A 25,911-nucleotide genomic window follows, 5' to 3' on the forward strand; every position below is an offset into this window, starting at 1 on the left:
CAACAAGACCGGCGCACCCGTCACCCGGTCACTGATCGCCTACGACCACTGACCGGGATTCGGAACTACTCGTCTAGTCTGTGTGGCCATAGGACCAGGGTATGAGGGCGGTCTTGAAGAAATGCGACAGCAGCCGCGCCGGGACAGCCGGGGCATCCTGGACCCGGCCCGGCTGCTGCGTCGGGTCCGCTTCCGCCGGCACCTGCCCGCTGGCGCGTTGCGCCCCTGGGTGGAGCATACTGGCTGGTCGACTGGGAGCTGACCGAGCCGTTCGTGCAGCACGTCGTGCCGCACCCGGCGGTCAATGTGGTCTTCCGGCGCGACGGGACCGGGCCGGAGCGGGCCGAGGTCGCCGGCGTCGGGCGGGAACTCTTCTCGATCACCCTCGCCGGCACCGGACGGGTCAGCGGCGTGCAGTTCCGCCCGGGCGGCTTCCACCCGTTCTGGCGGCGGTCGGTCGCCGAGCTGACCGGCCGGCGCTGGTCGTTCGCCGACCTCGCCGACCGCTGGCCGCCCGCCGCGGCCGGCGCCGCGTCGGCCGGGCCCGGCGGGTCCGGCGGGTCCGGCCGCTGCGACGGTACGGACGCCGAGCGCTGCCGGGCGCTGGACGACCTGCTCACCGGCTGGGCGCCCGAAACCGACCCGGTCACCGCGGAGACCATCCGGCTGGTCGAGGCGATCCGCACCGACCGTTCCGTGCTGCGGGTGAACGACTTCGCCCACCGGCACGGCGTCTCCACCCGGCGGCTGCAACGACTCTTTCTGGACCACGTCGGGGTCAGCCCGAAGTGGGTGATCCGGCGCTACCGGCTCCAGGAGGCCATCGAGCAGGCGGCCGGCGGACCGCTCGACTGGGCGGCGCTCGCCGTCGACCTCGGCTACAGCGACCAGGCCCACCTGGTCCGCGAGTTCACCGCGGTCACCGGCGTCTCCCCGGCGGCCTACGCCCGCTCGGTCGGCTGACCCGGTCGGCGCCCCCGCTGACGACCGCCGGGCGCGAGCCGGCCACGGCGGGCGGTCCAGTCGGAGGTAGCCCGGCCTCTTCCCGCCGTCAGCGACGGCGCAGGGCCACCACGGCGACGTCGTCGTGGATCTCCGGCGGGGCCAGCTGGACCAGCAGTCGCTGGCAGAAGCGGTCCAGGTCGTCCTCCATTTCGACGGCGGAGGCGGCCAGCGCGGCCAGGCCCTCGTCGATGGTGGCGTCCCGGCGCTCGATCAGCCCGTCGGTGTAGAAGACCAGGGTCGCCCCGGCCGGCAGCACGAACTCCAGGTCGGCCGGGCGCTGCGCGCGGACCCCGAGCAGCGGGGCGTGGTGCTCCACGAAGTCGACCTTGCCGTCGACGCTGAGCAGCGGCGGCAGGTGACCGGCGCTGGCCAGCCGGACGTGGCCGGTGGGCGGGTGCAGCAGCAGCACGCAGATGGTGGCCAACTCGTTGGGCAGCAGCGTACGCATCAGCTCGTTGACCCGGTGCAGGATCTCGCCCGGCTGGTGCCCCTCCACCGCGTACGCCCGCACCGCGTGCCGCAGCTCGGCCATCACGGTCGCCGCGTGCAGCGAGTGACCGGCCACGTCGCCGATCGCCAGCAGCAGGTGCCCGTCGAGCATCACCAGCTCGTAGAAGTCGCCGCCCACCTCGGTCTGCGCGCTCGCCGGCTCGTAGCGGACCGCCAGGTCGAGCCCGTTGACCTCCGGGATCCGGCGGGGCAGCAGGCTGCGCTGGAGGGTGACCGCGATCCGGTGCTCCTCGTCGAAGGAGCGCTGTGCCTCCACCGCCGCGGCCACGGACTGGGCGAGCTGCACCAGCACCGGGGTGCGGTGGGTCTGCGTGCTGGTGGGGACCACGACGTAGAGCGGCGCCCGGTCGTCGCGCAACCGGGCGGCGGCCACCGTCACCGTGTCGCCGGCCGGCCACGCGACCATGTCCCAGCCCGCCGGGTCCTCCACCCGAACCGTCGAGCCGGTGGGCACCCGGGAGTCGTCCACCACCCACGGGACGACCACCGGCTGGGCGCCCGGCCCGGCCGCGACCCCGGCCAGGCAGTCGCCGTCGAAGGTCTCCGCCACCACCGCGGCCGGGCTCTTGAAGATCTGCGCGGCGCCGGCCGCCGCCTGTTCGAGCAGCCGGCTGAAGTTCTGCGCCGAGTGCACCGCCACGGTGGTGTCGGCCAGCCCGAGCAGCCGCTCGGCCAGGAACTCGGCCCGTTGCCGGGCCTGGTAGTAGCGCAGCACCGCGTGCGCGGTGGCGACCAGTTCCTCCGGCTCGATCGGCTCCGCCAGGTACGCGTCGGCGCCCCGGGTCAGCCCCTGCGCCCGGTCCAGCACGTCCACCGCGTGCGCGGAGACGTGGATCACCGCCATCGCCGGGTGCGCGGACTTGATCCGCTCGCAGACCTCGTAGCCGCTCAGGTCGGGCAGCCGGACGTCGAGCACCACCAGGTCGATCGGCTCCGCCTCGACCCGGGCCAGCGCCTCGCCGCCGGTCTCCGCCTCGACCACCGTGAACCCGGCCCGGGTCAGCCAGCTGACCAGCAGGTACCGCTTGGTGCGGCTGTCGTCGACCACCAGTACGGTCGCCGGGCCGCCTTCCACCGTCACGCTCCGCCCACGGGCAGGGAGACGGTGAACGTGCTGCCCCGGCCCGGCTCGCTGGCCAGGTCCAGGGTGCCGCCGAGCAGCGTCGCCAGCCGCCGGGCGTACGGCAGGCCGAGGCCGGTTCCGCCGACCCGGGTCGCGCCCGGCACCTGGTAGAACTCCTCGAAGATCCGCTCGTGCAGCTCCTCGGCGATGCCGGGCCCGGTGTCGGAGACGGTCAACAGCCAGCGGTCGTCGTGCCGCCGCGCCCGCAGCCGCACCTCCCCGTGCGCGGTGAACTTCAGCCCGTTGTGCAGCAGGTTGCGCAGCACCTGGCCGAGCAGCACCTCGTCGGTACGCAGCGTGGACGGCGTCGGCGGCTCCTCCACCACCAGCTCCACCTCCGGCCGGGTCAGCGCCCGCAGCGTGCCGCGCAGCTGACCGAGGACCGGCCGCAGGTCCACCTCCGCCCAGTCCGGCTCGATCCGCCCGGACTCCGCCTTGGCGAGGTCGAGCAACTCGTTGACCAGGGCGAGCAGGTCGGCCGCCGAGGAGCGGATCAGACCGACCTGGCGGGCCTGCTCGCCGGTGAGCGGGTCGGAGGCGGAGTCGGTCAGCAGCCGGCCCAGCCCCATGATCGAGGTGACCGGGGCGCGCAGCTCGTGGCTGACGTTGGCCAGGAACCGGCTCTTCGACTCACTCGCCGCCCGCAGCTGGGCCGACTTCTCGTCCAGCTCGGCGTAGAGCGCCACCACGCCGCGGTTGGTCTCCTCCAGCTCCTCGGTGAGCTGGTTGTAGAGCGCCATCACGCCGCGGTTGGTCTCCTGCAGCTCCTCGTTCAGCACGGCCAGCTCGTCGCGCTGGCTGCGTACCTCGTCCAGCGCGGCGATCAGCTGCTGGTTCTGCATGGCGAGTTCGTCGACGGCGCTGCCCGGAGCGCTGCGACCGAGTTCGGCGCGGATCTCGGTGAGACGCTCCGGTGTCAGCGCCGGGGCGGTGGCCGGGACACGTCGGGACATCCTCACGACCGTATCTCCCTCCCCGGTGACCACGCCCAGCTTGTCCACCAGCCGCGCCACCGCACCCGACTCCGGCTCGTACCGGTCGCCGGGCAGCGGGGTCATCGGTGCGAGGTCCACCCGCAGCTGGCGCCTACCGTCATCGGCGCCGTCCGCCAGGCGGAACGTCACGTCCGCCCCGCCGGCGGCGCGCAGCAGGTCGCGCGCCACCTCGCTGAGCGCGGTGGCCACCCGGACCTGGTCCTGGTGCTCCAGCCCCACCGCGGCGGCCACCTCCCGACCGCGCTGGCGCACCAGGAAGATGTCGTGCTCCACCCGCAGCGCCATCCGCAGCAGCGGCTCCGGGACGGTCACGACCACGCCCGGGCGACCAGGACGCAGGCGTCGTCGCGGCGGACGCCCGCGTCGCGCAGCACCGTCGCGGCCACCACCAGCGGCGACCGCTCGGTCAGGCCGGGATAGTCGGTGAGCTGCCAGCGGTCGACCACACCGTCACTGTGCATCAGCAGCAGCGCGGCCGGGTCGAAGGGGTAGTCGTACTCCCGCACCGCGGGGCGCTGGTGGCCGGCGATGCCGGGCAGCGAGACCAGCCCCCGCCGCCGGCCGTCCGCGCCGACCACGGCGGCGGCGATGTTGCCCAGCCCGGAGTAGCGCAGCACGCCGGCCGTCGGGTCCGGCTCGGCGACGGCGAGCGCGGCGCCCCGGGTGTGCGACATCGACCGGTGCAGGTGCTGGACCACCGCGGCCGGCGGCCCGGCCGGCGCGGCCCGGAACGCGGCGAGGGCGGCGTCCGTGGCGGCGCAGGCCAGCGGGCCGTGCCCCAGGCCGTCGCAGACCAGCACCTGGTGCCGGCCCTCGACGACCCGCGCGGCGAACCCGTCGCCGCTGACCGACTCGCCGGTCAACGGCCGGGTCAGCCCGCCGACCCAGGTCGGCTCGGCCGGCTCGCCGGGCCAGATCTGCACGGCGAGCACCGTACCCCGGCCGGGCCGGGAGTAGCCGTCGAACCAACCGGCCTGCCGGACGATCGCGCCGAGCCCGATGCCGAGGGTGCCGGCGGTGGAGTGCCCGTCCCGGGAGGAGACGGTGAGGTCGGCCATCCCCGGCCCCGAGTCGACGGCGACCAGCTCCACCCCGGCCTCGTGTTCCCGACGCACCGGGCGGAGCAGCAGGCTCCCCTCCTCGGCGTGCTTGACCAGGTTGCTGGTCAGCTCGGCGGCGACGATGGCCAGATCGGCGGTACGGGCATCGCCGAGGCCCAGCTGCCCGCCGAGGCGTTCGGCGGCCCGGCGTACGGCGCTGGCCGCGCTGCTGGTCTCTACCCGGAACCAGATGCCCCGGTCCGGCACCGTCTCCACGGTCATCGGGACCACTTGGTGACCGTCACCCGGGTGCCCTCACCCGCCCCGGTCTCGATGGCGAAATCGTCGACCAGCCGGCGCGCGCCGCTGAGCCCGAGCCCGAGCCCGCCGCCGGTGGTGTAGCCGTCGGTGAGCGCCAGGTCGAGGTCGGCGATGCCCGGCCCGGAGTCGGCGAAGACGATCCGTACGCCGCGCCGGCGGCCGTTGTCCACCACGGTCACCTCGACGTTGCCGCCGCCGCCGTAGACCAGGGTGTTGCGGGCCAGCTCGCTGGCCGCGGTGACCAGCTTGGTCTGGTCGACCAGGGAGAGCTTGGCGGCCACCGCCACCGTCCGGACCAGCTGCCGGACGCGCACCACGTCCTCGTCGCTCTGGATCGCCTGCGCCTGCGGGTGGCCCAGGTCGACTCCGGTGGTCATGACGAGGCCGTCGTCTCGACGTCCGGTTCGTCGTCGACGTCGAGGTCGGACTCGTCGGCGCGGGCGGCCGCGATCAGTTCCATCCCCCGTTCGACGTTCAGCGCGGTACGGATGCCGTTCAGCGACAGGCCGAGCTCCACCAGCGTGATGGCCACCGCGGGCCGCATCCCGACGACCACCGTCTCGGCGTCGAGCACCTTGGAGATCGAGGCGATGGTGGAGAGCATCCGGCCGACGAACGAGTCGACGATGTCCAGGGCGGTGATGTCGATGATCACCCCGTGGCTGCCGGTGGCGACGATCCGCTCGGCCAGGTCCTCCTGGAGCTGGACCGCGGTCTGGTCGGACATGTCGACCTGGATGGAGACCAGCAGGATGTCGCCGATCTTGAGGATCGGGACCCGCTCCATCACGCGTCCCGGCGGAGCTGCCGGCGACCGGTCTCCACCCCGGTCAGCCGCAGCACGTGCCGCAGCGCGTCGGCCAGGCTGGCCTTGGTGGCGATGTCGCCGAACTCGATGCCGAGCGCCACGATCGTCTGCGCGATCTGCGGCCGGATGCCGGAGATGATGCAGTCGGCGCCCATCAGCCGGGCGGCCACCACGGTCTTCAGGATGTGCTGGGCGACCTGGGTGTCCACCGCCGGGACGCCGGTGATGTCGATGATCGCGTACGGCGAGCCGGTGTCGACCAGGGTCTGCAGCAGCCGCTCCATCACCACCTGGGCGCGGGCCGAGTCGAGGGTGCCGACCAGCGGCACGGCGACCACGCCCTCCCAGAGCTTCACCACCGGGGTGGAGAGTTCCAGCAGCTGCTCCGCCTGGTCGGCGATCAGGCTCTCCCGGGTGCGGACGAAGCTCTCGAAGGTGAACAGGCCCATCTGGTCGACCAGGCCGGAGAAGGCGACGTAGTCGCGGAGCGGGTTCGCGTCGGCGTTCGCCTCCATCAGCTCCAGCAGCACGTCCTTGAGCGCGAACACGCTGATCGCGGTCTCGGTGGCGGAGAAGCCCTGCCGGGCCCGGCCGCGGGACAGCTCGGAGAGCACGGCGCGCAGCTCGGTGGCGTGCTCGGCCTCGAGGTCGAGGACGCCGTGCCCGCTCGCGGCGACCATGCCCTGGTGCAGCTCCTGCACCTGCCGGCGCAGCTCGGCCTGGCTCAGCCGGCCGCGCAACGAGCTGGCGACGATCTCCGTCCACCGCTGCGTGACCCGCTCGGCGTGCTCGGTCAACAGACCGGCAAGTCGACTGCTCTCCTCGGCGCTCAGCGCCATGGCAACCCCCCCTCGACCTGGACCCGGCGGACTCTATCACCGGCCCCCGGCAACTACTTGTCACGATGCAAGGGAATGACCAAGGACACCGGATACCGGCTCCCGTTCTGCGTACTCCCCGCGCGGTGGGATACCGTTCCAACCGATAACAGGAGGTCTGGCGTATGTCCTTGACGGTGCACACGGAACAGCGCGGCGACGTGGTCGTCGTGTCGGTCGCGGGCGAGCTGGACATGGCGACCGCACCGCAGCTGCAGGACCAGATCACCGACCTGCTCGACAAGGGCCGCAGTCGCCTGGTGTTCGACCTGGCGGAGGTCTCGTTCTGCGACTCCACCGGGTTGTCGGTGTTCGTACGCGCGAAGAACAGCTGCGACGAGGCCGGCGGGGTGGTGCGGCTGGCCGCTCCGCAACGGGGCGTGCTGCGCATCCTCGAGGTCAGCGGACTGGTCGAGGTGCTGCACACCTACCCCACGGTCGAGCAGGCCGTCGCCGGCGACCCCACCCCGGCCTCCTCCTGAGCGTTCCGCCTCACGCCTCGTCCTCGATGTGCCGGGGACGGGCGATCACCATGCCCGCGCCCGTCTGCACCGCGAGCGCGACCAGCAGGAACCCGATCGGCGCGGTCCAGCCACCGGTCGCCTCGTAGAGCACGCCGACCAGCAGCGGCCCCAGGGCGGCGATGACGTAGCCGGTGCTCTGCGCGAACGCCGACAACGCCACCGTGCCGTCGGCGGTCCGGGCGCGCAGCCCGATGGTGGTCAGGATCAGCGGGAACGCGCCCTGCCCGAGCGCCAGCAGCGCGACCCAGAGCAGCGCGCCCCCGTGCGGCGCCACCGCCAGCCCGAGGTAGGCCAGGGTCGACGCGACGGTCAGCGACAGCACCAGCGGGCGCAGCGTCCGCAACCGGCCGGCCAGGGTCGGCATCAGCAGCGCGATCGGCACGCCGAGCGCGGTGACCCCGGCGAGCAGCAGCCCGGCGTCCTGCGGGCGGTAGCCGGCGTCCCGGAACAACTGGGCCAGCCAGCCCATGATCGCGTACCCGCTGAGCGACTGCGCGCCGAAGTAGATCGCCATCGCCCAGCCGAGCCGGGTCCGCCCCGGCCGGATCCGGACCCGGGCCGGCGCGGCCGCCGCCGGGGTCGCCCGCCGCGCGGCCGCCCGGGCCCGCAGCGCCAGCGGCACCCACGGCAGTACGGCCAGCGCGGCCAGCCCGGCCCAGACGCCCAGCCCGGCCCGCCACGAGCCGAACGCGTGCGCGATCGGCACTGCCGACGCCGCGGCCACCGTGGTGCCCACCGTCAGCGCCATCGTGTACGCCCCGGTGACCAGCCCGGTGCGGTGCGGGAAGTGCTGCTTGACCAGCATCGGCAGCAGGATGTTCGCCACCGCGATGCCGGCCAGCGCGAGCGCGCTGGTGAGCAGGAAGACCGGCGCCGAGTCGGTCAGCACCCGGAGCAGTTGACCGGTGGCGAGTGCGGCCATCGCGACCAGCAGCACACGGGCCGGCGCGAACCGGCGGACCAGCCACGGGGTGAGCGCCCCGAGCCCGGCGAACGCGATGGTGGGCAGGGTGGTGACGACGCCGGCCATCGTGCCGGATAGCGCCAGTCCGCCGCGTACCTCGTCGAGCAGGGCGCCGAGGCTGGTCACCGCGGCGCGCAGGTTGACCGCCACGAGGAGCATCCCGACCAGCACCAGCAGGCCGCCGGTCACCGGGTGCGGGCCGCGGGCCGGCGCGGTCTGCACCGGGACGGTGGTGGGGGCGGCCGGGACGGCGGTCGGTGGCGGGGTCATACGTTCGAACCTACAATCATGGGATGAATTTCGGGCAGGAGTTGTAACCAGTGCCACCGTCGGTTGATTCCGTCGCCGTGCCGCCCCGCGGCCACCGGGTCCGGCAGACCATCGAGCAGCTCCGGGAGCGGATCCTCGGCGGCGAGTGGCCGGTGGGCGGCCGGATCCCCACCGAGCCACAGCTGGTGGCGGCGCTCGGGGTGGGGCGCAACACGGTCCGCGAGGCGGTCCGGGCGCTGGTGCACGCCGGGGTGCTGGAGTGCCGGCAGGGCTCCGGGACGTACGTGGTGTCCACCGACGAACTGGCCCCGGTGGTGGCCCGCCGGCTCACCGACGACCGGATGGCCGAGGTGGTCGAGGTGCGCCGGGCCTTCGAGGTGGAGGCCGCCCGGCTCGCCGCGCTGCGGCGTACGCCCGAGGACCTGACGGCGCTCGACGGCGCGCTCGCCGCCCGGGAGGCGGCCTGGCGCGGCGGCCGGGTCGACGAGTTCGTGGAGGCCGACGCCGCGCTGCACAGCACGGTGGTCGCCGCCGCGCACAACGGCATGCTCGCCGAGCTGTACGCCTCGGTCGGCGCCGCGCTGCGCAGCACGGTCGCCCGGTCGATGGGCGAGGCGCTGGAGCCGGAGCGCTACGTCGACCACTCCCGGTTGGTCGAGGCGATCCGGGCCGGCGACCCGACCCGGGCGGCCATCGAAGCCGGCGCTTTCCTGGAGCCCCCGCCGGGGGCATAGGTTGTCCCGGACGGAAGACCGGACACCTCGGGAGTACGGATGCTCAAGGGCTTCAAAGACTTCATCATGCGCGGAAACGTCATCGACCTGGCGGTCGGTGTCGTCATCGGCGCCGCCTTCACCGGCGTGGTCACCCAGCTCACCAAGTCGTTCCTGGAGCCACTGATCCGGGTCTTCGTGCTGCTGATCACCGGCAGCGACAAGGGCCTGGCCGGCACCGCGCCGAAGTTCCGCGGCGAGATCCCCTTCGACTGGATCGCCTTCGTCAACGCGGTGATCACCTTCCTGCTCACCGCGGCGGCGCTGTACTTCCTGGTCGTCTACCCGATGAACAAGCTCGCCGAGCGGCGCAAGCGGGGCGAGGAGCCGCCGCCCTCGGCACCGAGCGAGGAGGTCCGGCTGCTCACCGAGATCCGCGACGCGCTGGTCGCCGCCGGTCACCAGACCCCCGGTCAGCAGCGCGGCGCGCTCGACGACGTGCTCGACCGGCGGCCGGAACCGCCCACCGCGCGCTGAATCCGGCACCCGCACATCGACCCCCACGGGAATCCCGTGGGGGTCGCCCATCCTCGTACGTATGTTCGATAGAGTCCCGCCATGGAGCAGCGAAAGCACTGGTGGAACGGGAAATGGGGGCGGCTGGCCCGGCGGGACGTCTTCCTCCGGGTGGACGCCGACCGCTGGCACGTGGAGCAGCGGGCGGGCGGCGCCGAGGGGATCTCCCAGTTCTACGAGTACGACAGTGCCGACGAGGCGGAGGAGACGGTCCGCGCGCTGCTCGACGGGCCGGACGACTGGCGGGAACTCTCCCCCCGACCGCCGGGCGGCTGGGCGACCGGGGTCTGACCCCCTTTGGATCTTGGAGGATTTCGGCCCCTGTGGGGGCCGGTTTCTTCCAAGATCTTCCCGCGGCTCAGCGCCGGGTGGCGTTTAGTCGGAGCGGGGGCCGGGAACCGCGCCAGCATGAGCGAGCAGGGCACCGAGCAGCAGGGGACCATCTCCAAGGTCACCACCGGGATGCGGGTGATCGACGCCGCCGGCACCGAGGTCGGCACCGTGGACCTGGTCCAGCGGGGTGACCCGACCGCGGTGACCGTGCAGGCGCCGACCGCCGACCCGGGCAGCAGCCTGGACGAGCTGATCGAGTCGACCGCGGTCGAGGAGCCGGACGTGCCGGCCGACCTGGCGGCCCGGCTGCTGCACAGCGGCTACCTGAAGGTCTCCACCGACCTGGTCCGCACCGGCGCGGTCTACGTGCTGGCCGACCAGATCGCCGCGATCGCCGACGACCGGGTCCGGCTCACCGTCCCGGCCGGCGACCTCTCCCCCGAGGAGTGACGCCGCCGACCGGGCCGGCGCCGGTACGGAGATCATCCGTCCGCATGCTGTCGAGCTGATGTCGTAGGCGATTCAGGGCCACCCGTTTCGCCGACGTGGCGGTGTCCGCACGGTGCGGTCACCGCCACGTCGGCGATCTGGAGTCGATGCGGGCCGGTCACGAGCGCCAGCACGTCGCGGGTGGGTGTGCTCCGAGCACTGCACGAGGCGGGCGAGGTGGGACGCCGCTATGTCGTGGACGATTCAGCTCGACAGCGGGCACAGGTCAGTCGCTGGCCCGCCCGCCGCTCGATGCCGGGTGGACCGTAGCCGCCGGATCGACCGGAGCCGGCCGGAACGACGCCGCGACCTCGGCCGCCCCCGGCCCAGCCGGCCTGCGAGCGGCCGACGCAGGGGCCGGCGGCGCGGGTGCGTCGGGAGACGTCGGAGTCGGCCCGGCGTGGCGGCGGCGGAAGAGCAGCAGCATCAGCCCGCCGGCGACCAGCCCCCAGAACGCGCCGCCGACGCCGAGCAGGGTCACCCCGGAGGCGGTGACCACGAAGGTGACCACCGCGGCCTCGCGGGCCGCCGGCTCGGCCAGCGCCGAGGTGAGCGCGGTGGCCAGCGCGCCGAGCAGCGCCAGGCCGGCGACCGCCTCGATCAGCACCGGTGGGGAGAGCGCGACCAGCGCGGTGGCAGCCCCCGCGCCCAGGCCGAGCAGGGCCAGCCCGAGCCCGGCGGTCACCGAGGCGATCCAGCGGCGGTCCGGGTCCGGGTGGGCGTCCGGGCCGGCGGCGAGCGCGGCGGTGATCGCGGCGAGGTTGACCGCGTGCCCCCCGGCGGGCGCGGCGGCGGCGCTGGCCAGCCCGGTGACCCGCAACGCCGAGCCGAGCGGCGGCCGGTAGCCGTAGCCGACCAGCACCGCCGTTCCCGGCACGTTCTGCGCGGCCATGGTGACCAGGAAGAGCGGCAGGGCCAGCCCGACCAGCGCGGCGGCGTTCCAGGCCGGCGCGGTCAGCTCGACCACCGGGCGCAGCCCGATGTCGCCCAGGCCGGCGGCCGGCGTGGTCAGCGCGATCGCCGCCACCGCCACCACCAGCGCGCCGGGCACCGCCCAGCGACGCGCGAAGCGGTGCAGCAGCAGCCAGGCCAGCACCACCGGCCCGGCCAGCCGGGGCACCTCGACCAGCGCACGGACCGGCGCGGTGCAGAGCGGGAGCAGCACGCCGGCCAGCATCGCGCCGGCCACCGGCTGCGGGATCGCCGCGACGGCCCGGCCGAGCACCGGGAACAGCCCGGCGGCCACGATCAGCCCACCGCAGACCAGGAACGCCCCGACCGCGACCGGCCAGCCGCCGGGCACCGGGCCGGTGGCCACGAGCAGCGCCGCGCCCGGGGTGGACCAGGCGATGCTCATCGGCAGCCGGTGCCGCAGGCCGAGCCAGCCGGCGCAGAGGCCGGACGCGAGGCAGAGCGCGAGCAGCCCGGACGCGGCCTGCGCGTCGGTGGCGCCGACGGCCCGCAGGCCGGCCAGCACCACGGTGAACGAACTGGCGAAGCCGACCAGCGCGGTGACCACCCCGGCCAGCACCGGTTGCGCGCGTCCGGCCATTCCCGCCTCCCACCCCGGCGCCGGTGAGCGCCCCGTCGCCATCGTTCCGTAAACGGAACAGCGGTCGTGTAGCACGATAGCGGGGTGCCGCAGCCCTCACCAACCCGCCGACCGGCCCCCGACCCGGGCGCCGCCGCGGTCGGCCGCCGGGTCCGCGCCCTACGCGAGGAGCGCGGCATCTCGCTCTCCACGCTGGCCCGGCTGGCCGGGGTGGGCAAGGCGACCCTCTCCGGGCTGGAGAACGGCACCCGCAACCCCACCCTGGAGACGCTCTACGCGGTGACCGCACAGCTCGGCGTGCCGCTGACCGCGGTGCTCGCCGGGCCGGCCGGTTCGCCGACCGTGCGCGGCGCGGCGGTCAGCGCCACCCTGCTCGAGGTCTTCGACGACGCCGACGCCACCTACGAGCTGTACCGGATGCGGGTCGCGCCGGGCCCGGGCCAGCTCTCCCCCGCGCACCAGCCCGGCGTCACCGAGCACGTCACCGTCTTCGCCGGCGTGCTGCGCGCCGGGCCGGTGGACGCCCCGCTCACCGCGGCGGCCGGCGGGCACCTGCGCTGGACGTCGGACGTGCCGCACCTCTACGCGGCGGTCGGCGACGAGGAGGTGGCGGCCAGCCTCCTGCTGCGCTACCCGCACCGGGGCGGCGGTGCGAGTGAAGGCCCCGCGCGCGGCGCCGTCGGCCTGCCCGGCGTCGGCGAGACACCCGAGGCGTGAGCGGCCAGCCGGGCACCGGCGGTCAGCCGTCCACCGGCGCGGGCAACCGGTGCCGCACCGCCCAGATCGCCGCCTCGGTACGCGACGCCGCCCCGGTCTTGCGCAGCAGGTTGGACACGTGCACGGTGACCGTCCGCACCGAGATGCCGAGCGCCCGGGCCACCTGCTTGTTGGACATCCCGGCGACCAGGCAGCCGAGCACCTCCAGCTCCCGCCCGGTCAGCTCGACCTCGCCGGCGCCGAACTGCGCCGGCACCCGGGGCGGTGGCGCCACCGGTGGCAGGAGCAGCGCCTCCGGCTCCTGACCGGCGTGCGCGGCGAGCAGTTCGGTCAGCGCGTACGGGTTGCCGCCGGTCCGCGCGCAGACCGCGCGCACCAGTGCGGCGGGTGGGCGGGTGCCGGCGTACACCTGGGCCAGCACCTCGGCGACCTCGGCCGGGCGCAGCGGGCCGAGGTGCTGGCGCACCGCGCCGGGCACGCCGCAGAGCCGGGCCAGCGCGCGGGCCGCGAGGTCCGGCGCGACCGCGTCCTCGGCGGGCCGGGTGGCCACCAGCAGCAGCGCCGGCAGGTCGGCGGCGGTGGCCAGCTCGCCGATCAGGTTCAGGCTGGCCGGGTCGAGCGCGTGCAGGTCCTCCACCACCAGCACGGCCGGACCGGCGCCGACCAGCAGCCGGACGGTCCGCACGGCGAGGCGGAGCAGGGCGCCCGGGGCGTAGCGCTCGCGCGGCGCGGTGGGCTGCTGGGCGAGCCAGGCGAGCGCGTCCGGGGGCAGGTCGAGCCCGCCGGTGTCCCGCCCGCTGAGCACGGCGGCCAGCCAGTCGTAGGGCGCCGGGTCGTGCACCCGGGCCGCGCCGGAGAGCACCACCGCCGGCCGCGGCGCGAACGTGTCCAGCGCGGCGGCGACCAGCAGGCTCTTGCCCACTCCGGCACCGCCGCTGATCACCGCGACGGTCGGCGCGGCCCGCCGCCCGGCGGCCACGATGGACCAGGCCCGGTCGAGCTCGGCCAGCTCACCGGCGCGCCCGACCATGGACACCGGCATCATTCCCCAACCCTACGCAGTAGTGCGTAGAGACGGCGGCAGGGTGTTCTTGGCAAGCTTGTCGCATGACGCTGATCCTCCGCTCGGCCATCCGCAACGACATCGGCCTGGTCCGCACCAACAACGAGGACTCCGCCCTCGCCGGTGACCGCCTGATCGCGGTGGCGGACGGCATGGGCGGCCTGCCCGCGGGCGAGGTGGCGAGCGAGATCGTCATCCGGATCCTCGACGAGCTGACCCCGCCGTCGACCCCCGACGAGGCGGCGGACGCGCTGCGCGCCGTGGTGAGCACCGCCAACCAGCGCATCCACGCGGCCATCACCGTCGACCCGGCACGTGAGGGGATGGGTACGACGCTGACCGCCGCCCTGCTCGCCGGGGACACGCTGGTGCTGGCCCAGGTCGGCGACTCCCGCTGCTACCTGCTGCGGGACGGGGCGCTGGCCCAGCTCACCCGGGACGACACCTTCGTGCAGGCGCTGGTCGACCAGGGCGCGCTCTCGCCGGAGCAGGCCCGGCACCACCCGCAGCGGTCGCTGGTGACCCGGGCGGTGCAGGGCGGCGACACTCCGCCGGTGATCGGGACGCTGACCGTGGCCGCCGGCGACCGCCTGCTGCTGTGCAGCGACGGGCTCTCCGACTACGTGGCCGACGCGGAGATCGCCGCCGCGCTGGCCATGTACGGCGACCGCCAGCAGTGCGGCGAGCAACTCGTCAAGCTCGCCCACCAGGCCGGCGCCCCGGACAACGTCACCGTCGTGGTCTCCGACGTCACCGCCGTCTGATCGCGGCGCGACCGGGGGCACCGCGCGCCGGTCCCTCGTCGGCCAGTAGGTAGTTGTGCCATCTAGCTGGCGTCGCTAGGGTGCTGCGGGTGGATTCCGACCGGCGTGGGCAGTGGCTGCGCGGGGTGCTCGACCTCTGCGTCCTGGCCCTGCTCCGCGAGGGCGAGTCCTACGGCTACCAGCTCGCCCAGGCGCTCGACGCGGCGGGCGTCGGGCCGATCCAGGGCGGCACCCTCTATCCGGTGCTGCTCCGGCTGCAACGCACCGGCCTGGTCGCCGCCGAGTGGCGGGAGGGGGCGGCGGGGCCGGCCCGCAAGTACTACCGGCTCACCGACAGCGGGCGGGCGGCGCTGCGCCAGGACGGCCGCGCCTGGCTCGCCTTCGTCGCCCCGGTGAGCGGCATCGTCACGAAGGGGGTCGACGGGTGAACGTCGACGACTGGCTGCGGGCGTTCGCGGCCGAGTTGCACCAGCGCCGGGTCGCGGCGGACGCCGCCCGGCACGTGGTCGCCGAGGCCGCCACACACCTGCGCGACGGCGGCGGCGACCCGTGGCTGGTCTTCGGGCCGCCACGGGAGTACGCCGCCGCAGTCGTGGAGAGCATCGGCACCATGCCGGGCCCACGGCCCGGGCCGGTCCGGCTGCACGCGCAGGGCATCACCAAGCGGTACGGGCGGCGAACGGTGCTACGCGACGCGACGCTGACCGTCCGGGCCGGGCAGATCGCGGCCGTGGTCGGCGCGAACGGCTGCGGCAAGAGCACCTTCCTGCGGATCTGCGCCGGGCTGGTCTCGCCGGACGCGGGTGAGGTGACCGTCTCCGGCCGGCTGGGCTACTGCCCGCAGCAGGGCGGCACCGCCGACTTCCTCCTGCCCGACGAGCACTTCGTGCTGGTGGGCGCCGGTCAGGGGGTGGACCGCGGCCAGGCCCGGCGGGCCGGTCGCTCGGCCGCCCGCCAGCTCGGCTGGGAGGCCGGCGGCGACGTGCTGGCCCGGCACCTCTCCGGCGGCACCCGACAGAAGCTGAACCTCACCATGTCCACCCTCAGCCAACCGGACGTGCTGCTGCTCGACGAGCCCTACCAGGGTTTCGACCAGGGCACCTACGTCAACTTCTGGGACCAGCTCGTCCGGCTGCGCGACGAGGGCCGGGCCATCGTCGTGGTGACCCACCTGCTCAACCAGCTCGACCGGGTCGACCTCGTGCTCGACCTGACCCCGGCCACCCAGGGAGGGCGCCCGTGAACCGGCTCGTCACCGTCGCCGAGATGACCCTGCGGGAGCTGGTGCGCCGCCGGGGCGTACTGCTGCTCCTGCTGTTGATGCCGTTGACCTTCTGGCTGATCCGGCGGGACGCCTACATCGGTCAGTCGGTCCGGTCGCTGCTGCTCGGCATCAGCTGGGCGGTGAGCACCGCGGCGCTCTTCGCCACCGGGGCGGCCCGCGAGCTGGAGCCGCGGCTGCGGCTGGCCGGCTACCGGCCGCACCACCTCTACCTGGGCCGGATGCTCGGGCTCTGGGCGCTCGGGCTGGCCATCTCCGTGCCGTTCTTCCTGCTCACCGTCGTCGACGCGGCCAACCTGCGGTACGGCGGGGTGGCCGTGGCGATGCTCTGCTGCGTGGCGGTGGCGGCTCCGTTCGGGATGCTGATCGGCGCGGTCCTCCCCCGCGAGTTGGAGGGGACGCTGCTGCTGCTCACCGTGGTGGCGGTGCAGATGCTGATCGACCCGGCCGGGTCGGGGGCGAAACTGACCCCGTTCTGGTCCAGCCGGGAGATCGCCACCTGGGCGGTCGACCACACCGACGACGGCTACCTGAGCCGGGGCTCGCTGCACGGGCTCGTCGTCACCGCGCTGCTGGTGCTCACCGTGGCGGCGGTGTTCACCGTACGGCTGCGCCCGCGCCGGCACCTGCGGCAGCTGCCCACCGGCTGAGCGGATTCCGGTTGCGCCGGCGGGCCGGTCGGGTTGGGATGATCGGATGACGGTCCGCCGGGTGAGTTCCGAGGAACGACTGACCACCAGCTTCGTGCTCGGCGCGTACGCCTTCGAGGCATCGCCGCGCAGCGCGGCCCGCGCCGAGGAGTTCCGCCGCTACCTGCCCTACAACGAGGGCAACCGGACGCTGGTCGTGACGGAGGACGGCAGCACGCTGGCCGCCGCCTCGGCCATCCCGATGCGGCAGAACCTGCGCGGTGCGGTGCTGCCGATGGCCGGCGTCGCCGGGGTGGCCAGCCACCCGCTGGCCCGCCGCAAGGGGCACGTGCGGACCCTGCTGCACCAGCTCCTCGACGAGATGCGCGACGAGGGGCACCAGCTCACCGCGCTCTACCCGTTCCGGCCGTCGTTCTACGGCCGGTTCGGCTACGTCGGGCTGCCGAAGCCGCGTACCGTCACCTTCTCCCCGGCCGACCTCGGCGAGCTGCTCCGCGCCGACCTGCCCGGCGAGGTGGGCTGGGAGCGGATCGGCGCCGGCTACCCGGCCTGGCGCGAGTTCACCGAGCGCTGCCTGCGCGAGCGGCACGGCTTCGCGCTCTTCCCGGACTACCGCGACGTCGGGCTGCGCGACCGCGACGAGCACTGGCTGCTCACCGCCCGCAGCGGCGGGACGGTCACCGGCGCGGTGACCTACCGGATCGACGACCACGGCGGCACCCTGGTCGCCGACGACCTGCTCGCCGCCGACCCGTACGCCCGGGCGCTGCTGCTGCAGTTCTTCGCCCGGCACGTCGACCAGGTGGAGAAGGTGACCGTCCAGCTCCCCGCCGACGAGCTGCCCGAGCTGTGGCTGACCGACCTGGCCGTGCACGTCGAGGCGCGGGTGGCCCGGCCCGGCTCCTCCGCCCCGATGGCCCGGCTGCTCTCGGTGGACGCCCTGACCGGGCTGCCCGCCGGGCCGGGCCGGGTCCGGGTCGAGCTGACCGGTGACCGCTGGCTGGCCGGGGCGTACCTGCTGGACGGCACGACCGGCTCGCTGGAGCTGGTCACCGGCCCGGCCGCCGGCACCCCGCCCAAGGCCACGCTGACCGCCGCCGGGCTCTCCGCGCTCGCGTACGGGGTGCTCGACCCGGCCGAGGTGCACCTGCGCGGCCTGGGTGACGTGCCGGCGGACGCCGCTGCGGAGCTGCGCCGGCTCTTTCCACGCCGGCTGCCGTACCTCTTCGCCGACTTCTGACCGCTGCCCCGATCCGCACCCGTCTGGCCACCACTTCCGGACAGTAGTCCGCTCCCGGCGTCCGGGCCGCCCGGCCCCGGTAGCGTCCGGCACGTGCCCGGATGGTTGGAGGCGGGTGGGTGGGGGCTGGTGGCCGGCTCCGCCCTGCTGATCGGGGCGGCGGCGGGCTGGTTCGCCCGGGTGCCGCAGCGGGTCAACGCGTCCGTCATGGCGTTCGGCGCGGGCGTGCTCTTCTCGGCCGTCTCCTTCGAGCTGGTCGCCAAGGCGCACAGCGAGGCCGGGCTGCTGCCGACCGCGCTCGGCGCGGGGGCCGGGGCGGTGGCCTTCACGCTGGCCAACCTGCTGCCGACCGTGCGGGGCGGGCGGCACCGCAAGCGCTCCGGCAGGCGGCAGCCGACCGAGGCCGAATCGCCCGGCTCGGGCAACGCGATCGCGCTCGGCGCGCTGCTGGACGGCGTACCCGAATCGGTGGTGATCGGGGCCAGCCTGCTCGGCGGTGGACCGATCAGCCTGGTCACGGTGGCCGCGGTCTTCCTCAGCAACCTGCCGGAGGGGCTGTCCAGCGCGGCGGGCATGCGTCGGGCCGGCCGGAGCCGGCGCTGGGTCTTCACGCTCTGGACCGGCATCGCGCTGGCCACCGCCGTCGCCGCGGTGGCCGGCTACGTCCTGTTGGGGCACGCCCCACCGGCGGCGAAGGCGACGATCACGGCGTTGGCGGCGGGCGGCATCCTCGCCATGATCAGCGACACCATGCTGCCCGAGGCGTACGAGGAAGCGCACCTGCTCGTCGGGCTGATCACGGTGGTCGGGTTCCTGACCGGCTTCGCGGTCGTCCATTCTTAGCTCCGGGTTAAACCGGGCCGGCGCATCCGCCCGGACGGCCGTCGGGCTCCTAGCATCACGGGGTGCGCCCGAAGTCCCTTCTCGTCCTGCTCGTCCTGACCGTCGCCACGGCGGGCCTGGCGGCCTGCGGATCGTCCGGCCCCGGCCCGGCGCGGACCGAGCCGTCGGCGAGCGCCACGCCCGGCCGGGAGGTCGCCCCGGCGGCCCGGGTGGGGCTCGGCGGCCCGGGGGCGAGCACCAGCCCGAAGCCGCCGGCCGGCGGGGTGCTGAAGGCCGGCAACCCGACCGGCCGCGCCGGCGTGCCGGCCGAGGCGCGGGCCGTCGACACGTCGAAGCCGACCCGCCGGATCGGCACCGGCACCGCGGCGAGCTGCACGTCCGAGGCGGTGGTCAAGGCGGTCGCGGCCGGCGGGATCATCACCTTCGACTGCGGGCCCGACCCGGTGACCATCGCGATGAAGGCCACCGCCAAGGTGCGCAACGCCAACGGGCCGAAGGTGGTGCTGGACGGCGGCGGCAAGGTCACGCTCAGCGGGCAGGGCCGGCGGCGCATCCTCTACATGAACACCTGCGACAGCGCCCAGGGGTGGACCACCTCGCACTGCCAGAACCAGGACCACCCGCGGCTCACCGTGCAGAACCTGACCTTCGCCGACGGCAACTCCACCGGAGAGAGGGCCGAGGGCGGCGGCGGGGGCGCGATCTTCGTCCGGGGCGGCCGGTTCACGGTCGTCAACTCGCGCTTCGTCCGCAACCGCTGCGACCGCACCGGCCCCGACCTGGGCGGCGCCGCCGTCCGGGTGCTCAGCCAGCACGAGAACAAGCCGGTGTACGTGGTGCAGAGCACCTTCGACGGCGGCTCCTGCGCCAACGGCGGGGCGTTGAGCAGCATCGGCGTCTCCTGGGTGGTGCTGAACAGCGTCTTCACCCGCAACGAGGCGATCGGCAACGGCGCCAACCCGGCCCGGGCCGGCACCCCGGGCGGCGGCAGCGGCGGCGCGATCTACTGCGACGGCAACGAGTTCACGCTCCGGATCGCCGGCACGATCATCGAGGGCAACAAGGCGAACGAGGGCGGCGGCGCGATCTTCTTCGTCAGCAACAACCGCACCGGCACCCTGAAGATCGAGACCTCCACCCTCCGCCGCAACCCCAGCGGCAGATTCGAGACCCCCGGCCGCCCCGGCATCTTCTTCCTCGGCGCCCGCCCCTAACCCCTCCCGTCCCGGCGTCCGCCCGGGGCCCCACCCCGTTGATCATGAGGTTAGCGTCACGACACGCCGACGCCGCCGCCGCTAACTCCATGATCAACGCCCTAGAGCGGGAGGGTCAGTAGGGGTTTCGGTGGCCGGCGGGGCGGGCGCGGAGGAGGGCGGCGGGGCGGCCGGGGAGGGTACGGGCGGCGGACATCGGGGGGCTGGCGGTGTGGGCGCGGGTGGCCATGCCGGCGAAGAGTTCCTTCAGGGCGGCGAGCGCGTCGGTGCGGGGCTCCCAACCCAGCTCCCGTTCGGCCCGCTCGCTGGACATCAGCGGCGCGTTCAGCGCCAGCTGCACCCAGCCGGGGTCGATCGGTTGCAACCGTGCCCGCCAGGTCAGCGCCGCCGCGACGTGCAGCACCGGGGCGGCCACCGGGACCGTCCAGCCGTGGAAGTGCCGGGCCACCAGCTCCGGGGTCAGCACCGGGTCCGCGGCCAGGTTGAAGGCGCCGCGCGCATCACCCAGCAGCGCCCGGGCGTACGCGTCGGCGACGTCGTCGGTGTGCACCGCCTGCATCCGCAGCCGGCGGTGCGTCGGCACCAGCGGGATCCGGCCGTACTTCAGCAACCGGACCGGCGCGAACGGGCCGAGGAAGTACCGGCTGATCTCCGTGGCGGCCTCCCGCTGGAAGTTCAACCCGGGTCGCATCCGCACCACGCGCAACTCCGGGTGCTCGCGCTCCACCCGGTCGAGCAGCACCTCGACCTCGGCCTTGTGCCGGCTGTACGACGACGCGGGCACCCCGGTCGCCGGCCAGCGCTCGCTGACCGGGTGGTCCTTCGGGCCGGGGGCGTAGGTGCCGACCGACGAGGCGTACACCAGCGCCGGGACCTTGGCCCGGACCACCGCGTCGATCACCGCCCGGCTGCCCTCGACGTTGGTCCGGAGCAGCACCCGCTGGTCGTGGCTGGGCTGGATCTGCCAGGCCAGGTGCACCACCGCGTCCGCCCCGCCGAAGACCTCGGCGAGCTGGTCGGTCGCGCCCGGCCGGCCGATGTCGCAGGAGTGCCACTCCACCTGGTCGTACGGCTCACCGGCCTCCGGGCCGGGCAGCCGACGGACCACCCCGGCCAGCTCCACTCCACGCTCCCGGCGCAGCCGGCGCAACAGGGCGGTACCGGCGTTGCCGGTCGCCCCCACCACCACGATCCGCATGCCCGACCCGTACCCGGTCAGCCGCCCGTCAACCGCGCGTCCCGTTGCCGGCTGCGGCGGTGGGAGCCGCTTCGCGCACGCTCGCTCTCCCGGCCGTCCACGCCCGGGAGCTCGTGCCGTGCCGGCCTCGGGCACCTCTCACCGCAGCGGCCTCGGCGGGTCGTGCGCCGCATCCGGTGCGCCGGGCCGGAACGAGGCGGAACGACCGTCACGGACGGGGGGCGTGGCGGACCCAGCCGCGCTTCTCGTCGCGCCGCCGGCCGGCCGTGGCGGCCAGGCAGCGCGGGCAGATCCAACCGACCGGGTCGGCCTCGGTGAGCTGGTCCGTGCCGGCGTAGTCGAACCTGACGTGCGGGAAGCGCCGCAGCCGGGTGCGGCTGAGCGGGAGGCCGCAGACGGTCTGGTTCTGCCCCGGCAGCCAGGCGTGCACCTCGCCGCCCGGCTCCCGTACGCCGTCCGGGCCGATCTCCTCGCCGGACGCCGCCACAGCCGGGGTGCTGCTCATCCTCATACCGGCACCGTTCCCGACGCCGGCCCGGCCATGCCTGCCCGAGCGCCAGGGTCCGCCCCGACCGGCCACGGGAAAGCCGGACCGGGGCGCGAAGGCGTACCGCTGGCGGCGCCCGGGGCGTGCCACCTCGTGCCCGCGCGGCTCGGCCCACTCCGGTGCCCTGAACGGGGCCCGGGCTGTGGCCTCGGCGGTTCAGAGGGTCAACACGCCGGCGCCGACGCGGTAGGCGTCCTCGGGCACACGGATGGTTCGCCGACCGTGCACGTCGGCATCCCTCCCGGCCCGGGCCGGCCAACCCCGTTACGCACGCTTTGCTCTGCTTCAACCCACGCAAACAGTCGGCGCAGGTTTCGCTGCGTGGGTTGAAGCAGAGCAAAGGACTCGGTTAGGGGTCACGCCTGTCTGCTGCGTGTGGTCGTCCGACAGGTCTCTCCCTCGATGGCAGAGGCCGCCCGGATGCTCTCCCAGGGCGGCCCTGCAAAGAACGCCCGGTTGGCGCGAACGAACGACCTTCGCCGGTGACAATCCGATGTGAGCCCGGCCGAGTCCTGGGACGGGTGCGCCCACTCGTCCTTGGTCACGCCAGCACGCTGCCGCCCGGTGCCCGGGCGGCTCGTAAGCCGAGAGTCGCGTGCCCGGGAAGTCCGGTAACCTGAGCGCGCGGGCCGCTAGCTCAATGGCAGAGCTGTGGACTTTTAATCCGCAGACCACGATGTATTGCATCGACAGTCGTATAGGGATTGCAGCGCTGACCTGCAATACGTTACAAGCTGGCAGCGCATCGCCGGTCCTATTTGGACTCAGGTAGCTCGCGGGGTGCTCGGCAGTTCGTGAGCCGCGGCTCGGATAGTATGGACCCATCGAGTCAGCCCACGAGCAGGACGATGGAGTACCACGGCCCACCTTTTTGTTGATCGCTGACGGCTCGCGCACAGGTCCTCGCTGCGCCGACCGATGCAACTACTTGGATGGCCAGCCCTCAGGATTGCGTCACTGCACAAAGCACGGGTCAAATGGTGTCGCTATGACCACCGAAGAACGGACGATTCAAATCTGTTTCGACCTCGGGGGGCAACTCCGGTAGCACTAGGCCCATATCGGCGATTCGCTTGCGATGGGCGCGTAGGTGCTCAAGGTATGTGGCGAGTTGGCTCAGTAGCGCACTTCGGAAGGCGGTACGCTGGGCAAGCGATTCTTCCGGCCATTGCCTTCCTGGGAAGACATCCATTCGGTCGTCGTCGAGCTCCTTGAGACGACGGGTCGTCTGCTGGTAGGTACGCGTGAGCAGTCGGTGCGCGTCGTAGAGCTTGATTGCCGTGGTTGCATCGTTCCATTCGGCTAGGTCGAATTCGGCTCCGATCAGCGGCAGAGCGCCCATTAGCCAACCGCGTGTCCGCCATGGCGAGGTGCTAGTGGAGGGCAGGACTTGGATTTGCTCGGCCTGACCTATGGGTGCAATAAGCAAAACCGGCGGAACGTTCAGTGCTGTGGCGATTAGCAGCAGTTCGCCGATGCTGATGTAGTCGCGTCGCCGGTGCTCCAAGTTGGTGAGGACCGTCGGCGGGATTCGTTGCCCTACCGAGGCAGTCAGGTCGGATAGCCTCTGGGTCGTTAGCTTTCTCCGGCGCCGCCAGTATCGGATTTGATTGCCGATACTTCTCGTAAGGTCGGCTGACCATGTGTCGCTACCGCCGCCGACGCGAGGAGGGCGTGACGCTGCCTCGTTGCCCTCGTTACTGTCTGCGTGGGAAGCCATGATCACATCATAGTCACAGCGGTACGGCTTTGTCCCTCAAGACTACTTAGATGCTGCAGGAGCAAGATCTTGTCTCTGGGACACGTTTGAGCGGTCCCTTGGTTTGCTGACGACCAAAGCCTGGTTGCGCAGCGTCACTGGCGAGGTCTAAGGTGATCCGCGGAGCGGAGGGCTCTGGACTTGAAGCGCAGACGGCGCGGCAGGACCAGGTCCCGCCGCGCCGTCATCCTTGTTGACCATCATGGCCTTCGTCAGGAACGCCACGGTCCGGGTGGAGTGCCAGCTCCGCCCGGGCAAGTCAGTCTGAACATTAACGGTACGCCGGAGTGGATGCCAAGAGGCACCTTGCCCATAGTCCCGTTTATGGCAGCCTGTCGACTCTGTGGTGCTGACGTCGGCCGACCATCGAAAGGGCGGCCTTGGTGCCGGTTGACAACAAGCCAACCCCGCGCGTCGACGGCCCAGCCTCGTTCTGGGCCGTCGACCTGCACGTCCACACACCCGCGTCGCGCGACGTTCACGAGCAGCTGGACAAGTACGGGGCGACCACTCCGGAGGAGATCATCGCGGCCGCGATCGCCGCCGGCCTCGACGCAATCGCGGTCACTGACCACAACACGGCAGCCTGGTGCGACCGCGTACGGCAGGCCGCCGTGGGCCACAACCTGATCGTGCTGCCGGGCGTCGAGATCAGCACGAAGGACGGGCACCTCCTGGCAGTCTGGGAGAGCGACACGCCGACTGTGGCCATCGAGGAAGTCCTCACCCGTCTTGGGATCTCCCATGCCAACCGGGGGCGGCTCGATATCTGTTCAGACAAGGACTTCGGTCAAGCCGCGCGGATCGTCGCCGAGTCCGGTGGCCTCGCGATCGCCGCCCACGTCGACCGCGAAAAAGGTCTGCTGCGGCACTCAGTGCGGGCGCACGTGAAGGCAGTCCTGCTTGAGCCCGCTTTGGCCGCCGTCGAGATTGCCGAGATGGACACGGCCTGCGATGTCCGGATCCAGACCCACGGCGAGCGCGAACTCGCCTGCGTGCGCGGTGCTGACACCACCCTCCCCGGTCACAGCACACACGTGCTCGCCGGAATCGGCTCGCGCCGCACCTGGATCAAGGCATCCCGGCCAGACCTCGCCGGGCTGCGCCACGCGCTGGAGGACCCATCACTACGACTTCGACTCGAACCGCCCACCGAACCAACCCACCCGATCATCCGTGCGGTGAAGGTCACCGGTGGCTTCCTCGACGGGCACCTCTTCAACTTCTCGCCGGACTTGAACTGCCTGCTCGGTGGGACCGGCGCCGGCAAATCTCTGCTGCTTGAGATCATCCGGTTCGCGCTCGACCAGCAGACCAGCGGCAAGGACTTCCCTCATATCAGGCAGGAGGTTGACTCCCGGCTCGGCAAGGCACTCGGTGTCAACGCGACGGTCGAGCTGATCATTCAGCGGGGACCAGCGCAGTACAGCGTCCGCCGGGTCTTCACCGGCGACCGGTCACCGGCACCCGAGGTCATCGACGCGACCGAGGCAGCAGTCGTCCTGGATGACGGTCTGATCACCATCCGTGCCTTCTCCCAGGGCGAGGTGATCGAGTTCGCACGCACTCCTGTCGGCCGGATGGCGCTAATCGACGCCTCCCTCGACCTCAGCGACCTGAAGGCCACCGAGCAGCAGGTCCTTGCAAACCTTGAGGAGAACTCCACTCAGATCACCCGCCTTCGGAGGGAGATCAAGAGGATCGAGGGCCAGCTCGCCACCTTGCCCGAGACCACGGCCCGCCTGGCGGAGCTCGCCGGGTTTTTCAGCGACGACATCATCCAGCAGCAGGAGAGGTGGAGCCGCGAGAAAGCCCGCCTGGGAAAGGTCGACCAGGCCAGCGGGCTGAAGGAGACACCCGCGGTGAAGAAGCCGCCAGCGTTCAAGCATGCGGCCGACAACGCGTCGAACCAAGACCTGTGCGATCGGGCCGCCGCAGCGTATGCGAGCCTGCACCAGAAGATCGACCAGGTCAACGTCGCCTTGGCCGCCGCCTACCACGAAGCCCGGACTGAGTTGGCGGCCGTCGCAGCCGAATGGCGGGATCGGAACACGCACTTCGACGCCCGATTCGCCGAGGAGCTCGCGAAAATCGACACCGACGGCCGCGGGCTTGCCGCCCTCAAAAAGAGCCTCGCCGAACTTCAGAGCGCCAAGACCACGCTCGACGACGCCGCCACACGTAAGGAGCAGATTCTGGTCCCCGCGCTGGAACGCGTCCTCGCCGAACGACATGACCTCCTCACCCAGCTCGCCGGAGTCCGCCGTGATCGCCGTGACCAGCGCAAGAAGCGCATCCGGGAACTCAACCGCCACATGTCAGGCGCTGTCCGCATCAAACTCCACGGGGAACAGGACCAGGAGGACTACCACAAGCAGCTGACCGCGTTGGCGAAGGGCTCGCACCTGCGGGGGGAGGTCTTGCAGGCGCTCAGCCAAAAGTCGTCACCCATCAAGCTAAGGGCTGTCTCGTAACCCGGTGAAGGCGTTGCCCGGGACCGGGTTGGTGCTCAGCTCGCGAGGGTGATGTTGTG

The 25,911-nt window shown here is 73.0% G+C and carries 27 protein-coding genes; 15 read left to right on the plus strand and 12 right to left on the minus strand.

Annotation, left to right across the window (positions count from 1 at the left end; translation table 11 throughout):
* Nucleotides 1-273 precede the first annotated feature (273 nt).
* A complete protein-coding gene (locus AC1WTP_RS32640; protein ID WP_481653082.1) occupies nucleotides 274-963 on the plus strand; it encodes a helix-turn-helix domain-containing protein in 690 nt (229 codons plus the stop codon).
* Nucleotides 964-1,051: 88 nt separating this feature from the next.
* Here AC1WTP_RS32640 and AC1WTP_RS32645 read toward each other — a convergent pair whose 3' ends face one another.
* Genes AC1WTP_RS32645 through AC1WTP_RS32670 form a run of 6 tightly spaced genes read right to left on the minus strand, consistent with a single transcriptional unit; the run spans nucleotide 1,052 to nucleotide 6,641 of the window.
* Nucleotides 1,052-2,590, minus strand: a complete 1,539-nt coding sequence (locus AC1WTP_RS32645; protein ID WP_481653083.1) for a SpoIIE family protein phosphatase — start codon at nucleotides 2,588-2,590, stop codon at nucleotides 1,052-1,054.
* A gap of 2 nt (nucleotides 2,591-2,592) precedes the next feature.
* Nucleotides 2,593-3,918, minus strand: coding sequence for an ATP-binding protein (locus AC1WTP_RS32650; RefSeq protein WP_481653106.1), 1,326 nt, complete (start codon nucleotides 3,916-3,918; stop codon nucleotides 2,593-2,595).
* 23 nt (nucleotides 3,919-3,941) lie between these two features.
* On the minus strand, nucleotides 3,942-4,955 hold the full coding sequence (locus AC1WTP_RS32655; protein ID WP_481653084.1) for a SpoIIE family protein phosphatase: 1,014 nt from the start codon (nucleotides 4,953-4,955) through the stop codon (nucleotides 3,942-3,944).
* The gene (locus AC1WTP_RS32660) at nucleotides 4,952-5,371 is read right to left on the minus strand and encodes an ATP-binding protein (protein WP_481653085.1); all 420 of its coding nucleotides are present in this window, start codon (nucleotides 5,369-5,371) and stop codon (nucleotides 4,952-4,954) included. The genes AC1WTP_RS32655 and AC1WTP_RS32660 overlap by 4 nt, the downstream gene beginning before the upstream one ends.
* On the minus strand, nucleotides 5,368-5,781 hold the full coding sequence (locus AC1WTP_RS32665) for an STAS domain-containing protein (RefSeq protein WP_481653086.1): 414 nt from the start codon (nucleotides 5,779-5,781) through the stop codon (nucleotides 5,368-5,370). Before AC1WTP_RS32665 ends, AC1WTP_RS32660 begins: the two co-directional genes overlap by 4 nt.
* On the minus strand, nucleotides 5,781-6,641 hold the full coding sequence (locus AC1WTP_RS32670; RefSeq protein ID WP_481653087.1) for an STAS domain-containing protein: 861 nt from the start codon (nucleotides 6,639-6,641) through the stop codon (nucleotides 5,781-5,783). The genes AC1WTP_RS32665 and AC1WTP_RS32670 overlap by 1 nt, the downstream gene beginning before the upstream one ends.
* A gap of 164 nt (nucleotides 6,642-6,805) precedes the next feature.
* Between AC1WTP_RS32670 and AC1WTP_RS32675 the strand changes: the two genes are divergently transcribed.
* Complete coding sequence (locus AC1WTP_RS32675; protein ID WP_088642031.1) at nucleotides 6,806-7,162, plus strand: STAS domain-containing protein; 357 nt, start codon at nucleotides 6,806-6,808, stop codon at nucleotides 7,160-7,162.
* A 10-nt stretch (nucleotides 7,163-7,172) separates the two neighbouring features.
* On the opposite strand, the gene AC1WTP_RS32680 is transcribed toward AC1WTP_RS32675, so the two are convergent.
* Nucleotides 7,173-8,327, minus strand: coding sequence for an MFS transporter (locus AC1WTP_RS32680; protein ID WP_481653107.1), 1,155 nt, complete (start codon nucleotides 8,325-8,327; stop codon nucleotides 7,173-7,175).
* A 161-nt stretch (nucleotides 8,328-8,488) separates the two neighbouring features.
* Between AC1WTP_RS32680 and AC1WTP_RS32685 the strand changes: the two genes are divergently transcribed.
* The 4 genes from AC1WTP_RS32685 to AC1WTP_RS32700 all read left to right on the plus strand — a co-directional run bounded on the left by AC1WTP_RS32685 (nucleotide 8,489) and on the right by AC1WTP_RS32700 (nucleotide 10,510).
* Nucleotides 8,489-9,172, plus strand: a complete 684-nt coding sequence (locus AC1WTP_RS32685; RefSeq protein WP_481653088.1) for a FadR/GntR family transcriptional regulator — start codon at nucleotides 8,489-8,491, stop codon at nucleotides 9,170-9,172.
* Nucleotides 9,173-9,211: 39 nt separating this feature from the next.
* Nucleotides 9,212-9,688 (plus strand): large conductance mechanosensitive channel protein MscL, encoded by a 477-nt coding sequence (mscL, locus tag AC1WTP_RS32690; protein WP_481653089.1) that lies wholly within the window; start codon nucleotides 9,212-9,214, stop codon nucleotides 9,686-9,688.
* Nucleotides 9,689-9,769: 81 nt separating this feature from the next.
* On the plus strand, nucleotides 9,770-10,018 hold the full coding sequence (locus tag AC1WTP_RS32695) for a hypothetical protein (protein WP_481653090.1): 249 nt from the start codon (nucleotides 9,770-9,772) through the stop codon (nucleotides 10,016-10,018).
* 117 nt (nucleotides 10,019-10,135) lie between these two features.
* A complete protein-coding gene (locus AC1WTP_RS32700; protein WP_481653091.1) occupies nucleotides 10,136-10,510 on the plus strand; it encodes a hypothetical protein in 375 nt (124 codons plus the stop codon).
* 265 nt (nucleotides 10,511-10,775) lie between these two features.
* Here the strand turns inward: AC1WTP_RS32700 and AC1WTP_RS32705 are convergent, their stop codons facing one another.
* Nucleotides 10,776-12,101, minus strand: a complete 1,326-nt coding sequence (locus tag AC1WTP_RS32705; RefSeq protein WP_481653092.1) for a benzoate/H(+) symporter BenE family transporter — start codon at nucleotides 12,099-12,101, stop codon at nucleotides 10,776-10,778.
* 84 nt (nucleotides 12,102-12,185) lie between these two features.
* Between AC1WTP_RS32705 and AC1WTP_RS32710 the strand changes: the two genes are divergently transcribed.
* Entirely contained in the window at nucleotides 12,186-12,818 is a 633-nt protein-coding gene (locus AC1WTP_RS32710; protein WP_481653093.1) for a helix-turn-helix domain-containing protein, read from the plus strand.
* A 22-nt stretch (nucleotides 12,819-12,840) separates the two neighbouring features.
* Here the strand turns inward: AC1WTP_RS32710 and AC1WTP_RS32715 are convergent, their stop codons facing one another.
* Entirely contained in the window at nucleotides 12,841-13,863 is a 1,023-nt protein-coding gene (locus AC1WTP_RS32715; RefSeq protein WP_481653094.1) for a helix-turn-helix domain-containing protein, read from the minus strand.
* Between the two features lie 62 nt (nucleotides 13,864-13,925).
* On the opposite strand from AC1WTP_RS32715, the gene AC1WTP_RS32720 reads away from it, so the two are divergent.
* The 7 genes from AC1WTP_RS32720 (at nucleotide 13,926) to AC1WTP_RS32750 (ending at nucleotide 19,874) form a co-directional block, all read left to right on the plus strand.
* Nucleotides 13,926-14,645: a PP2C family protein-serine/threonine phosphatase gene (locus tag AC1WTP_RS32720; protein WP_481653095.1), complete on the plus strand. Its 720-nt coding sequence runs from the start codon at nucleotides 13,926-13,928 to the stop codon at nucleotides 14,643-14,645.
* An 89-nt stretch (nucleotides 14,646-14,734) separates the two neighbouring features.
* Nucleotides 14,735-15,073, plus strand: a complete 339-nt coding sequence (locus AC1WTP_RS32725) for a PadR family transcriptional regulator (protein ID WP_481653096.1) — start codon at nucleotides 14,735-14,737, stop codon at nucleotides 15,071-15,073.
* Nucleotides 15,070-15,888, plus strand: coding sequence for an ATP-binding cassette domain-containing protein (locus AC1WTP_RS32730; RefSeq protein ID WP_481653097.1), 819 nt, complete (start codon nucleotides 15,070-15,072; stop codon nucleotides 15,886-15,888). Before AC1WTP_RS32725 ends, AC1WTP_RS32730 begins: the two co-directional genes overlap by 4 nt.
* Nucleotides 15,885-16,577, plus strand: a complete 693-nt coding sequence (locus AC1WTP_RS32735) for a hypothetical protein (protein WP_481653098.1) — start codon at nucleotides 15,885-15,887, stop codon at nucleotides 16,575-16,577. Before AC1WTP_RS32730 ends, AC1WTP_RS32735 begins: the two co-directional genes overlap by 4 nt.
* 46 nt (nucleotides 16,578-16,623) lie before the next feature.
* A complete protein-coding gene (locus tag AC1WTP_RS32740; protein ID WP_481653099.1) occupies nucleotides 16,624-17,817 on the plus strand; it encodes a GNAT family N-acetyltransferase in 1,194 nt (397 codons plus the stop codon).
* Nucleotides 17,818-17,910: 93 nt separating this feature from the next.
* Nucleotides 17,911-18,660, plus strand: coding sequence for a ZIP family metal transporter (locus tag AC1WTP_RS32745; protein ID WP_481653100.1), 750 nt, complete (start codon nucleotides 17,911-17,913; stop codon nucleotides 18,658-18,660).
* A gap of 62 nt (nucleotides 18,661-18,722) precedes the next feature.
* On the plus strand, nucleotides 18,723-19,874 hold the full coding sequence (locus tag AC1WTP_RS32750; protein WP_481653101.1) for a hypothetical protein: 1,152 nt from the start codon (nucleotides 18,723-18,725) through the stop codon (nucleotides 19,872-19,874).
* 115 nt (nucleotides 19,875-19,989) lie between these two features.
* On the opposite strand, the gene AC1WTP_RS32755 is transcribed toward AC1WTP_RS32750, so the two are convergent.
* The 3 genes from AC1WTP_RS32755 to AC1WTP_RS32765 form a co-directional block, all read right to left on the minus strand.
* The gene (locus AC1WTP_RS32755) at nucleotides 19,990-21,072 is read right to left on the minus strand and encodes an NAD-dependent epimerase/dehydratase family protein (RefSeq protein ID WP_481653102.1); all 1,083 of its coding nucleotides are present in this window, start codon (nucleotides 21,070-21,072) and stop codon (nucleotides 19,990-19,992) included.
* Between the two features lie 208 nt (nucleotides 21,073-21,280).
* Nucleotides 21,281-21,577 (minus strand): hypothetical protein, encoded by a 297-nt coding sequence (locus tag AC1WTP_RS32760; protein WP_481653103.1) that lies wholly within the window; start codon nucleotides 21,575-21,577, stop codon nucleotides 21,281-21,283.
* Between the two features lie 1,015 nt (nucleotides 21,578-22,592).
* On the minus strand, nucleotides 22,593-23,126 hold the full coding sequence (locus AC1WTP_RS32765) for a hypothetical protein (protein WP_481653104.1): 534 nt from the start codon (nucleotides 23,124-23,126) through the stop codon (nucleotides 22,593-22,595).
* Between the two features lie 635 nt (nucleotides 23,127-23,761).
* Here AC1WTP_RS32765 and AC1WTP_RS32770 point away from each other — a divergent pair.
* Nucleotides 23,762-25,852, plus strand: a complete 2,091-nt coding sequence (locus tag AC1WTP_RS32770) for a PHP domain-containing protein (RefSeq protein WP_481653105.1) — start codon at nucleotides 23,762-23,764, stop codon at nucleotides 25,850-25,852.
* The last annotated feature ends 59 nt before the right edge of the window (nucleotides 25,853-25,911 follow it).

The organism is Micromonospora sp. R311 (assembly GCF_056780015.1).